The sequence below is a fragment of the Actinomycetota bacterium genome (genome assembly GCA_004297305.1).
Taxonomy (GTDB): Bacteria; Actinomycetota; Actinomycetes; order S36-B12; family FW305-bin1; genus FW305-bin1.
In genome coordinates this window covers 231,866-243,128 of the sequence record SCTR01000006.1, presented here as the reverse complement: position 1 = coordinate 243,128, position 11,263 = coordinate 231,866, and the positions used below count along the sequence as shown (strand labels likewise).

Annotated in this window: 10 protein-coding genes; 9 read left to right on the top strand and 1 reads right to left on the bottom strand. The window is 72.6% G+C overall.

All coding sequences use genetic code 11. The annotated features are described in order from the left end of the window. Positions 1-27 precede the first annotated feature (27 nt). Complete coding sequence (locus tag EPO13_03990) at positions 28-1,599, top strand: bifunctional uroporphyrinogen-III C-methyltransferase/uroporphyrinogen-III synthase (protein ID TAK70450.1); 1,572 nt, start codon at positions 28-30, stop codon at positions 1,597-1,599. Between the two features lie 56 nt (positions 1,600-1,655). After that, a complete protein-coding gene (hemB, locus tag EPO13_03985; GenBank protein ID TAK70137.1) occupies positions 1,656-2,651 on the top strand; it encodes a porphobilinogen synthase in 996 nt (331 codons plus the stop codon). 104 nt (positions 2,652-2,755) lie between these two features. Here hemB and EPO13_03980 read toward each other — a convergent pair whose 3' ends face one another. Beyond that, a complete protein-coding gene (locus tag EPO13_03980) occupies positions 2,756-3,904 on the bottom strand; it encodes an NlpC/P60 family protein (protein TAK70136.1) in 1,149 nt (382 codons plus the stop codon). A 330-nt stretch (positions 3,905-4,234) separates the two neighbouring features. Between EPO13_03980 and hemL the strand changes: the two genes are divergently transcribed. The 7 genes from hemL (at position 4,235) to EPO13_03945 (ending at position 11,251) form a co-directional block, all read left to right on the top strand. After that, the gene (gene hemL, locus EPO13_03975) at positions 4,235-5,530 is read left to right on the top strand and encodes a glutamate-1-semialdehyde-2,1-aminomutase (protein ID TAK70449.1); all 1,296 of its coding nucleotides are present in this window, start codon (positions 4,235-4,237) and stop codon (positions 5,528-5,530) included. Further along, positions 5,530-6,171, top strand: coding sequence for a histidine phosphatase family protein (locus EPO13_03970; GenBank protein ID TAK70135.1), 642 nt, complete (start codon positions 5,530-5,532; stop codon positions 6,169-6,171). Before hemL ends, EPO13_03970 begins: the two co-directional genes overlap by 1 nt. 3 nt (positions 6,172-6,174) lie before the next feature. Then, complete coding sequence (locus EPO13_03965; GenBank protein ID TAK70134.1) at positions 6,175-6,798, top strand: TlpA family protein disulfide reductase; 624 nt, start codon at positions 6,175-6,177, stop codon at positions 6,796-6,798. Continuing rightward, on the top strand, positions 6,795-7,682 hold the full coding sequence (locus EPO13_03960; GenBank protein ID TAK70133.1) for a cytochrome c biogenesis protein CcdA: 888 nt from the start codon (positions 6,795-6,797) through the stop codon (positions 7,680-7,682). The genes EPO13_03965 and EPO13_03960 overlap by 4 nt, the downstream gene beginning before the upstream one ends. 7 nt (positions 7,683-7,689) lie before the next feature. Next, positions 7,690-9,285 (top strand): cytochrome c biogenesis protein ResB, encoded by a 1,596-nt coding sequence (locus EPO13_03955; GenBank protein TAK70132.1) that lies wholly within the window; start codon positions 7,690-7,692, stop codon positions 9,283-9,285. Between the two features lie 50 nt (positions 9,286-9,335). Next, positions 9,336-10,292 (top strand): c-type cytochrome biogenesis protein CcsB, encoded by a 957-nt coding sequence (ccsB, locus tag EPO13_03950; protein ID TAK70448.1) that lies wholly within the window; start codon positions 9,336-9,338, stop codon positions 10,290-10,292. A 524-nt stretch (positions 10,293-10,816) separates the two neighbouring features. Continuing rightward, positions 10,817-11,251 (top strand): hypothetical protein, encoded by a 435-nt coding sequence (locus EPO13_03945; protein TAK70131.1) that lies wholly within the window; start codon positions 10,817-10,819, stop codon positions 11,249-11,251. Positions 11,252-11,263 lie beyond the last annotated feature (12 nt).

The window sequence follows — 11,263 nt, the reverse complement described above, 5'->3', positions numbered from 1 at the left end:
AAGACCCCACTCGGCGCGGTGTCCCTGGTGGCGGCCGGGCCGGGCGATCCGGAGCTGGTGACCGTCCGGGCCGCCACGCTGCTCGGGTCCGCCGAGGTCGTGGTCGCCGACTGCGGCACCGAGATCATCGCCGCGGTCCACGCCGGCACCGCGGCGCAGATCGTGCGCGCGGTCGACGACGCGGGCGCGCCGCTGGACCACGCAGCTCGGGTACGGCTGGTCGTGGAGGCCGCGCGCGCCGGGCACGAGGTGGTGCGGCTGCTGGCCGGCGATCCGGTGCTCGACGGCTCGCTCGCCCTGGAGGCCGCCGGCCTACACAAGGCCCGGGTTCCCTTCGAGGTCGCCCCGGGCGTCAGCACGGTGACCGGCGTGGCGGCGTACGCCGGGTTCACACTGACCGGTGGCCGGTCCCGCGAGGTCCACGTCATCGAGATGGGGTCCGGTGACGTCGCGTGGGCCAAGCACGTCGACCCGACGACCACGCTGGTCGTCGTCGACGGTGCCGACCGCGTGGCCGACGTCGCCAGCGGCCTGCTGCAGGCCGGTCGGGCCCCGGGTACGCCGCTGACCGTGACCACCGGGGGGACCACCGTCGACCAGCGCACGGTCGCCACCACGCTGGGTGACGCCGGCGCGGCCCTGAAGGCGGCGAAGCCGGCCGCCGGTACGGCGCCGGGCGCGGCCGTCGTCGTCATCGGCGACGTGGTGTCCGCCCGGGACAAGCTGTCGTGGTTCGAGACCAAGCCGCTGTTCGGCTGGCGGGTGCTCGTCCCCCGGACGAGGGAACAGGCCGGCGCGCTGTCGGCCCAGTTGCTGCGCCACGGGGCCGTGCCGGTCGAGGTCCCGACGATCTCAGTCGAGCCGCCGCGGACCGCCCAGCAGATGGAGCGCGCCGTCCACGGGCTGGTCTCCGGCCGCTACGAGTGGATCGCGTTCACCTCGGTCAACGCCGTACGGGCCGTGCGGGAGCGGTTCGACGAGTACGGCCTGGACGCGCGCTCGTTCGCCGGGCTCAAGGTCGCCGCGGTGGGCGAGCAGACGGCCGCCGCGCTGCGGGCCTTCGGCGTGCACCCCGACCTGGTCCCCAGCGGCGAGCAGAGCAGCGCCGGCCTGCTGGAGGACTGGCCGGACTTCGACCCGGTGCTCGACCCGATCAACCGGGTGTTCCTGCCGCGTGCGGACATCGCGACCGAGACGCTGGTGGCCGGCCTCACCGAACGGGGCTGGGAGGTCGACGACGTCACCGCCTACCGCACGGTCCGGGCGGCCCCGCCGGCCGCGGCCACCCGCGAGGCGATCAAGACCGGCGGCTTCGACGCGGTGCTGTTCACCTCGTCCAGCACGGTCCGCAACCTCGTCGGGATCGCCGGCAAGCCGCACGCCTCCACCGTGGTCGCCTGCATCGGCCCGGCGACGGCCAAGACCGCCGAGGAACACGGTCTGCGGGTCGACGTGCTCGCCGAGACGCCGAGCGTCGCGGCGTTGACCGAAGCGCTTGCCACACATGGCGAGTCGCTGCGGTTGGCGGCCGCGGAGGCCGGCGAACGCAACTGGCGGCCGAGCCGCCGCCGTACGACGTCGCGCCGCAAGGCGACCTGACCACGGTGCCCCCGTCGCCCGCGACCCAGCCACCGTCGTCCGGGGTAGGGCAGCCTGTGGCTCGGTCGGCGGGGGGCCGGCCGCCGGCTGAGCAGCCGCGGCGGCTACGCCGTACCCCGGCGCTGCGTCGGCTGGTCGCCGAGACGCGACTGGACCCGGCGGAACTGATCCTGCCGGTGTTCGTCCGGGAGGACATCGCGGCACCGGTGCCGATCGGCAGCATGCCCGGCGTGCTGCAGCACAGCCTCGCGTCGCTGCCCGCGCTCGCCGCCGACGTCGCCGGCCTCGGCCTCGGCGGGCTCATGCTCTTCGGCGTACCGGCGCACAAGGACGCGACCGGCTCGGGCGCCGACGCTGCCGACGGCATCCTGAACCGGGCGCTGTCCGCGGCGCGCGACGAGGTGGGCGACGCCACGGTGGTCATGGCCGACCTCTGCCTGGACGAGTTCACCGACCACGGCCACTGCGGGGTGCTGGCCGCCGACGGCACGGTCGACAACGCCGCGACGCTGGATCGCTACGCCTCGGTCGCGTTGGCCCAAGCGGCCGCCGGCGCCCACGTCGTCGGCCTGTCCGGGATGATGGACGGCCAGGTCGCCGCGGTCCGGGCCGCCCTGGACGGCGCGGGGTACGGCGACGTCGTGGTGCTGGCGTACGCCGCGAAGTACGCGTCGGCCTTCTACGGGCCGTTCCGGGACGCGGTGCAGTCCAGCCTGGTCGGCGACCGTCGTACCTACCAGCAGGATCCGGCGAACCGGCGCGAGTCGCGCCGCGAGGTCCGGCTCGACGTCGCCCAGGGCGCCGATGTCGTCATGGTCAAGCCCGCGCTGGCTTATCTCGACGTCCTCGCAGACACCGCGGCCGCCGTCGACGTGCCGGTGTGGGCGTACCAGGTGTCCGGCGAGTACGCGATGGTCGAGGCGGCCGCGGCTCAGGGCTGGATCGACCGGGACGCGGCCATTCACGAGACGCTCACGGCGACCCGGCGGGCCGGGGCGGCGGCGGTGCTGACGTACTGGGCGCTCGAGGTCGCCCGGAGCCTGCAGCACTGACGCGACCGGCTCCCCGGCCGCACGTCAGGCCGGGCCGGTCGGCGAGGCCACTGACGCCGCCGCCTGTCGGCCGCGCGTCAGGCAGGGCCGGGTCAGCGGCCGGCTCAGCCTGGTCGGCCGGCGAAGCTGAAGTGCGCGCTGGTCCAGCTGTTCCAGAGGCTGGTCACCTGGACGCCGAACCGCGGGCTGGCCGCCTCGACGATCTTGCCGCCGCCGATGTACAGCGCCACGTGGTGGGCGCCGTTGAAGTAGAAGAGGAGGTCGCCGGGCTGCAGGTCGCTGGTGGACACCCGGCGTACCTGCTGGGCCTGGGCGTACGAGTACGCCGTCAACGACACTCCCGCCGCCCGCCATGCCGCGGCGGTCAGCTTGGAGCAGTCCCACGAACTGGGCGGGTTGGCGCTGTAGCTGTAGGGATCGCCGACCTGTGACAGCGCGTAGCGCACCGCGGTCATCCCGCGGCTGGAACCGCCGGAGTTGCTCGGGGTGTCCGGCTCGTCCTTGTCGTCCGAGCCGCCGCCGCCTGCCTGCCGTCGCTGTTGCGCTGCGGCGGCCTGCTGGGCCCGTTCGGCAGCTGCCTCCCGCTCGGCTTCGGCCGCGGCCTCCGCGGCCGCCTGCGCAGCGGCCCGGGCCGCCTCCGCCCGCTTCTGCTCCTCGATGGCTGCGAGGCGCTGCCGCTCCTCCTCCTGCAACGAGGCCAGCAGGGTCTGCGTCTCGGCGACGGCGGAGTCGATCTCGGCCTTGTGCTGCGCCATCTTGTCGCGGACGGCCTTCTTCGCGTCCTCCTGCTGCGAGAACGCCGCCTGCGCCTGGGCGAGGCGCAGCGAGGCGACCTGGGCGCGGCGCAACGTCGTGTCCTGCGACTTCGACAGCTGCTGGACCATGGCGGCCCGGTCCAGGAACTGGGTGGGGGTATCGGCGGTCAGCGCACCGAGGAAGGCGTCGACGCCTGCCGAGCGGTACGCCTGCGCGGCCAGCCGACCGGTCTCTTTGGTCTCCGCGTCGAGGTCGGCTTGCGCGGCGGCCACCTTGGCGGCCGCCGCGTCGGCCTTGGCCGCGATCGCGTCGTAGTCGGCCTGGGCGCCGTTGAGGGCCTCCGAGGCACCTTCGGCGCGGTTCTCCAGCGCTTCGAGCTGGGCCTCGACCTGCTCGATGGTCCGCTGCGGTTCAGCGTTGGCGGGGACGGCGATGAAGGGAACCGTCACCACGGCGGTCGCTGCGAGGATGACCGACCGGCGCCAGCGCGAGCTCACGAAGCAGGTGTCCTTCCCTCTGCCGCCTACCGAGTTAGCTGACGGGCTCGGGCTCGGGCTGCCCTACGGTCGCCGCGGTCGGTGACCGATTCGCCCCAGTTACTGGGTCCCCGGCTCCGGCGAAGGCGTTGCGGCCCGGCCGGATTCGGCGGTGCTGTCGTCCCGGCTGTTGCGCGGGACGCCGGGGAGTTTATATCGGTCGACACCGGCTGCTGACCAGCCTCGCCGAAGCTCAACGGACGCCGGTCGCAGCCGGCCACCGGCCGGCTGCGACAATGCGGCGTGCCCGTCTCGCCGCCGAGCCTTCCGCCGTACGACGCCGCGGCGCCGATGTCCGAGGCCCTGTTCGCCCGGGCCCGGGCGGTGACCCCCGGTGGCGTGAACTCACCGGTGCGCGCCTTCCGGGCGGTCGGCGGTACGCCGAGGTTCCTGGTGTCCGGGACCGGCCCGTGGGTCACCGACGCCGACGGCCGCAACTACGTCGACCTGGTGTGCTCGTGGGGTCCGATGATCCTCGGCCATGCCCATCCGGAGGTCGTGGCGGCTGTCGCCGCCGCGGCCGGCCGCGGGCTGTCGTTCGGGGCGCCGGGGCCCGGCGAGGTGGAGCTGGCGGCGGAGATCGTCCGCCGGGTCGGACCGGTCGAGCAGGTCCGCCTGGTGTCCAGCGGGACCGAGGCGACGATGTCGGCGATCCGGCTGGCCCGGGGAGCCACCGGCCGCACCACGGTGGTCAAGTTCGCCGGCTGCTACCACGGGCACGTCGACGCCCTGCTGGCCAGCGCCGGCAGCGGTGTGGCGACGTTCGGCCTGCCGGACAGCCCCGGAGTCACCGGGGCGGCGGCCGCCGACACGATCGTGCTGCCGTACAACGACCTCGACGCGGTCCGGGCGGCGTTCGAGGCGTACGGCGACTCCATCGCGTGCGTCATCACCGAGGCGGCCGCGGCGAACATGGGCGTGGTTCCTCCGGCGCCCGGCTTCAACCAGGGGCTGGCGGCCCAGTGCCGAGCGCACGGCGCGATCTTCATCAGCGACGAAGTGATGACCGGTTTCCGGGTGAGCGCCGCGGGCTGGTTCGGCCTGGACGGTGTCGTTCCGGACCTCATGACCTTCGGCAAGGTCATGGGGGGCGGGTTGCCGGCGGCCGCGTTCGGCGGCCGGGCCGACCTGATGGCGCAGCTCGCGCCGGCCGGTCCGGTGTACCAAGCCGGCACGCTGGCCGGCAATCCGGTGGCGACGGCCGCCGGGCTGGCCACGCTGCAGGCGTGTACGCCGGCGGTGTACCGCCACCTGGATACGACGGCGCGCACCGTCGGCGATCTCGTGTCCGCCGCGTTGACGCAGGCCGGCGTCGCCCACCGGCTGGCCCGCGCCGGAAACCTGTTCAGCGTGTTCTTCGTCGATAGCGACGTGCCGGACTACGCCGCGGCCCGGCGCCAGGAGACGTTCCGGTACGCCGCGTTCTTCCACTCGATGCTCGCCGCCGGGGTGTCGTTGCCGCCGTCGGCGTTCGAGGCCTGGTTCGTCTCGGCCGCCCACGACGACCGCGCCCTGGACCGCATCGCCGCCGCTGTCCCGGCCGCGGCCGCGGCGGCTGCCGCGGCGGTCGCCGTCGAGGCGCGCTGATGGCCGATCGCACCGTGGTGCATCTGCTCCGGCACGGCGAGGTGCACAACCCCGGCAAGATCCTCTACGGCCGGCTCCCCGACTTCCACCTCTCGGAGCTCGGTCGGGCGATGGCCGAGCGCGCGGCCGACGCGCTCGCCGGACGCGACGTGACGGTGGTGACGGCCTCGCCGCTGGACCGCGCGCAGGAGACCGCCGCGCCGATCGCGGCCCGGCACGGCCTGCCGGTCGGGGTCGACGACGACCTGATCGAGGCCGCGAACGTGTTCGAGGGCAGCCGGGTCGGGGTGGGCGACGGCGTACTGCGCCAGCCGGCCGCGTGGCGGCATCTGTGGAACCCGGTGCGCCCCAGCTGGGGCGAGCCCTACGTCCAGCTCGCCGCCCGGATGCGGCTGGCGGTGTCGCGGGCCCGCGACGCCGCCCGGGGCCACGAGGCCGTGCTGGTCAGCCATCAACTGCCGATCTGGGTGGCCCGGCTGGACGTCGAGCAGCGGCGCTTCGTGCACGATCCGCGCCGCCGGCAGTGTTCGCTGGCCTCCCTGACGTCGTTCGCGTACGACGGCGACCGGCTCGTGTCGCTGACGTACACCGAGCCCGCGGCCGATCTGCTGCCCGGGGCGAGCCCGGTGGCGGGGGCCTAGGCCGTGCCCGGCACTCGGCTCCGCAGGTTCGGCCGGTTCCGCCTGGTCGTCGCGCTCGCGGTGGCCGGCGTCGCGCTCGCCGCGTGCTCGACCACCGACAGCCCCGGCGACGGCAGCCGGTTCGTCGCCGGCGACGGTTCGATCGTGCTGCTGGCGCCCGCCGACCGGCAGGTCGCCCCACAGCTGGCCGGGACGACGCTCGCCGGCGACCGGTTCGACCTTGCCGCCCACCGCGGTGAGGTCGTCGTGCTCAACGTTTGGGCGTCGTGGTGCGCGCCCTGCCGGACCGAAGCGCCTGCCCTGCAACGGCTCTGGCAGGCCAATCAGAGCCGCGGCGTGCAGGTCGTCGGCCTGAACACCCGCGACGCGACGGTGTCCGCCGAGGCGTTCCAGACCCGGTGGGGCGTGACCTACCCCAGCGTGGTGGACGCGGACGGGCGGCTGCAGCTGGCGTTCCACGACACGCTGCCGCCCCAGGCGATTCCGTCGACGCTGGTCATCGACCAGTCGGGACGGGTGGCCGCACGAGCCCTGGGGACGGTGAGCGAGTCGACGTTGCAGGGCCTGATCGACCCGCTGCTGGCCGAACAACGCGCGACGACGCCGGTGCCGGTGGGGTCCCGGTGAGCGTGGCGGAGGTCGTCACCAGCGGCTCGTTGCTGCTGGCGGTGCCGCTGGCCGCGACGGCGGGCCTGGTCTCGTTCCTGTCGCCGTGCGTCCTGCCACTGGCCCCCGGCTACCTGTCCTACGTCACCGGGCTCACCGGCGCCGAACTGGCCGGCGAGGGCGGTGACGACGACGGCCCGCGGACCTCCGCCATCGGCGACAACGACGATCGAGCCGCCGCCGACGACGGCCGGCGTACTGCCGCGAGCGACGACGGCGCCAGTGGTGCGGTCGTGACGAGCGCCCCCCCGCTGCGGCATGTCCGGCGGCACAGCCGGGTGCTGCTCGGGTCGATCCTGTTCGTGCTGGGTTTCACCGCCGTCTTCGTCGCCTACGGCGCGCTCTTCGGCGGCGTCGGCTCCTTCCTGCTGCAGTACTCCGACGCGATCACCCGGATCCTCGGCGTCGTGGTCATCGTCATGGGCCTGGGATTCCTCGGTGTCGTCCCTGCGCTGCAACGGGAATGGCGCTTCCCGATGACCCCGACGTACTCCCTGGCCGGGGCGCCGCTGCTCGGTGTGCTGTTCGGCGTCGGATGGGTCCCGTGTATCGGCCCCACGCTGGGCGCCGTGCTGGGGCTGGCGTTGAACGAGGGCAGCGCCGCGCGGGGGGCGGTGCTGTCGTTCGCGTACTGCCTGGGCCTCGGTCTGCCGTTCGTCGTGCTGGGCCTGGCCTTCCGGAAGGCGGCCGGCGTCCTGGGCTGGGTCCGCCACCACAGCGGCGCGGTCATGCGAGTGGGCGGCGGCCTGCTGGTGGCCATCGGGCTGCTGCTGGTCACCGGCTGGTGGGACGACCTGACCGTCTGGATGCGGTCGGCGACAGCCGGTTTCGAGGTGCCGTTGTGAGCCGGCGATGAGCGCGCCGACCGCGCTCGACTCGCCGCCGGCCGCCCCGCTGGGGGCGGTCGGCTGGCTGCGCTTCCTCTGGCGCCGGCTGACGTCGATGAGCACCGCCCTCGTGCTGCTCTTCCTCCTGGCGCTCGCCGCGGTCCCGGGTTCGGTGTTCCCGCAACGGTCGGTCAACCCGTTGCAGGTCAAGGCGTATCTGGAGGCCAACCCGACCCTGGGCCCGGTGCTCGACCGGCTCGGGATGTTCGACGTGTTCGCCGCCCCCTGGTTCGCCGCGGTGTACCTGCTGCTGTTCGTCTCGCTTGTCGGTTGCGTGGTCCCCCGGCTGGTCAGCTACGCCAAGGCCCTGCGGACCCCGCCACCGCCGGCGCCGAGGGTGCTGTCCCGGCTGCAGCAGCCGCACCTGCTGACCGCGGCGATGCCGGCCGAGCAGGCCGCGCCGCGGGTGCTCGCCGCTGCCCGGGCCCAGTTGGCGCGACGGCGGTGGCGGCTGCGGGACGGCACCGACGCCGCCGGCGGCGGCGCCTGGCTGGCCGCGGAGAAGGGCTACCTGCGGGAGGCCGGGAACCTGCTGTTCCACACCGCCTTGCTGGTGATCCTGCTCGGGGTCAGCTGGGGCGCGTTGTGGGGCTGGAAGGGCAACGTCATCGTCCGGGAGGGCGACGGGTTCGCCAACCTGCTGACCCAGTACGACGCCTGGGGCGGCGGCCGGCTGGCCGACCCGTCGCGGCTGGTGCCGTTCAGCTTCACCCTCGACCGGTTCACCGCGGACTTCGAGCGCGGCGAGGCGCAGCACGGCGCGCCCCGGGTCTTCGAGGCCGACGTCACGTACCGCGCCGAACCCGGTGGCGCGGAGCGGTCGCAGACCATCGAGGTCAACGAGCCGCTGCAGGTCGACGGCGCCAAGGTCTTCCTGGTCGGTCACGGCTACGCCGTCCACGTCCGCATCGTCGGCGCGGACGGCAAGGTCACGTTCGACGACGCCGTCCCGTTCCTGCCGCAGGATGGCAACTTCACCTCGACCGGCGTGGTCAAGGCGTACGACGCCGACCCCGGCATCGGCCTGCAGGGCATCTTCTTGCCTACTGCCGCACTGGATGCGGTGCGCGGGCCGTACTCGACGTTTCCGGCCGCCGACGACCCCGCGGTCTTCTTCTCGGCCTGGCGAGGCGACCTGGGCATCGACGACGGCGTCCCGCAGAGCGTCTACACGCTGAAGACCGACGCGATGCAGCAGGTCGGGCTGCGGGCGCTGCGTCCCGGCGAGTCGTGGCAGCTGCCGGACGGCCTCGGCACCGTCGAGTTCGTCGGCGTGACGCGTTGGGCGTCGTTCAGCATCGCCTACGACCCGGGCAAGCAGCTGGCGCTCGCCGCCGCGGCCACCGCGATCGGCGGGCTGTGCCTGTCGCTGTTCGTCCGGCGGCGCCGGCTCTGGGTCCGGGTCCGGGACGACGCCGAGGGGGCTACCGTGATCGAGGTTGCCGGTCTGGCCCGCTCCGAACAGGCGGGGTTGGCCGACGAGGTCGGGGACGTGGTGCGCGCGGTCAGCGCAGCCGTCACCGCCGTACCGCGGGCGAGCGTCGTACCGAAGGAGAACTAGTGTCCGCTGCCGAGCTCGCATCGCTGAGCAACGGGTTCGTCTACGCCTCGATGCTCGTCCTGGCCGGGGCGATGGTGTGTTTCGCCGCGTTCTTCGCCGCCGGCCGTAGCCGCACCGCTCCGGTCGCGGTGACCGCGCAGGTCCCGGTCGGGGCAGCGGTCGGCGCGCCGGCTGCCGTCGTGGGCTCGGCACCGGGTACGGCGGTGGCCCGGCGCGCACAGCCGGATGCTGACGCCCTGCCGCCGGGGCGGCGCGTGGCAAACGTCGGGATGTCGCTGACCTGGCTGGGCTGGGCGCTGTTGGTCGCCGGGCTCGTGGTGCGCGGCATCTGGGCCGGTCGTGCCCCGTGGGGCAACATGTACGAGTTCTCGCTGTCGTCGGCGGCGGTGGCGCTGACGGTGTTCCTCGGTATCTCCACACGCCGTGACGTCCGCTGGCTCGGGTTGTTCGTCGTCGTCCCGGTGCTGCTGACCATCGGCCTGGCCGTCACGGTGCTCTACACCGAGGCCGCGCAGCTCGTGCCGGCGCTGAAGTCGTACTGGCTGGTCATCCACGTGCTCGCGGCGATCATCAGCGGCGCGGCGTTCCTGGTGACCGGGGCGGTATCGATGCTGTATCTGGTCCGGGAGCGTGCCGAGCGCCGCGCCGGGCCCGACGGTGTCCCGACCGGCCCGATCTCGTCGCATCTGCCCACCGCGGAGCGACTGGACGCCATGGCGTACCGGATCATCGCGTTCACGTTCCCGCTGTGGACCTTTGCGGTCATCGCCGGAGCGATCTGGGCCGAGAACGCCTGGGGCCGCTACTGGGGCTGGGACCCGAAGGAGACCTGGGCGTTCGTCACGTGGGTGGTGTTCGCGGCGTACCTGCACGCTCGAGCGACCGCGGGCTGGCGTGGCCGCCGGGCGGCGTACATCGCCCTGGCCGGCTTCGCGACGTTCGTCATCAACTACTTCGCGGTCAACATCTTCGCGTCGGGCCTGCACTCGTACGGCGGCCTGTCCTGACGGGACGCAGCCGGGGGCCGGCGCCAGCCGGGATACCGGCGGCACGGTCGTCGTCGCAGAACGTCATGACGGGCTAGTTGACGAAGAGATGCTTCACCGCTCTTGCAAGCCGATCGCAGGGCGTGAGGTACCAGCCCGACTGTCGGCGGTGCATTGACAAATGCCTTGTCCGGAAACTCTGTCGCGGAGGCACTATCGAACCAGCCCCACGTTCGATGCGGCGACCGAACGCCGCTGCTTCATCACCCGGCCGTCCCCACCGGCTCGACGCCTGGTGGCCAGAAGGCTCGTCTGGTAGTTCGGGCGATTCAGAGCCGAGGACGCTGCGCGGACCTCCACATACCGCCGGTCCGGCGAGGCAACGACCGCTGGCGGCGGGCTGCGGGAGCCGACGACCGGCCTGCGCCATCAGCGATGTTCGAACCCTTGCACGGCGTTGGCCGGACTGCTAGCCTCCCGAGCACTGTCTCGCTCAGTTGGTTAAATATGCTGGCGAGATTCAAACTACGGGAGGAACGGGGAAAATGTTTTCACCGCGTAAGGTGTTTATCGCACCGGTTGCTGCCGCATCATTCATTGCAATGAGTGCTCTGTCGCTCCCCGCCATGGCGGCGCCTCCAGTTGACACAGTTCTCAATACAGTGCCATATACCAATCTCAAGTTGCGCATTTACTACAACGCCGACGCCAGTGGAACGGCATTTAGCTTCTACTCGTTTGACTGCACGGCGACTACCAACGACGTCGATGTTTCATATCCCACACTGAACTTCAGTCCGACTGCCGGAAACTGGAACAACCAAGGAACGGCGTGGAGAGACTTCAACGGCTGCGACGTGAAGTTCTTCACGAGCACAAACTACGGCGGAACTCCGTCGACCTGGCAGAACTCGGGAAACAACATCGTGCAGATGAGCGCGACGTTCAATCGTAACGTCGAGTCGTTCAAGGTCAGCTAGCTGGTAGTTCTC

Bases quoted from the DNA above. Each gene is read 5' to 3' on its own strand.
- hemL (TAK70449.1), top strand. From the start codon at position 4,235: ATGTCCGAGGCCCTGTTCGCCCGGGCCCGGGCGGTGACCCCCGGTGGC.
- EPO13_03970 (TAK70135.1), top strand. From the start codon at position 5,530: ATGGCCGATCGCACCGTGGTGCATCTGCTCCGGCACGGCGAGGTGCAC.
- EPO13_03955 (TAK70132.1), top strand. From the start codon at position 7,690: ATGAGCGCGCCGACCGCGCTCGACTCGCCGCCGGCCGCCCCGCTGGGG.
- ccsB (TAK70448.1), top strand. From the start codon at position 9,336: ATGCTCGTCCTGGCCGGGGCGATGGTGTGTTTCGCCGCGTTCTTCGCC.
- EPO13_03945 (TAK70131.1), top strand. From the start codon at position 10,817: ATGTTTTCACCGCGTAAGGTGTTTATCGCACCGGTTGCTGCCGCATCA.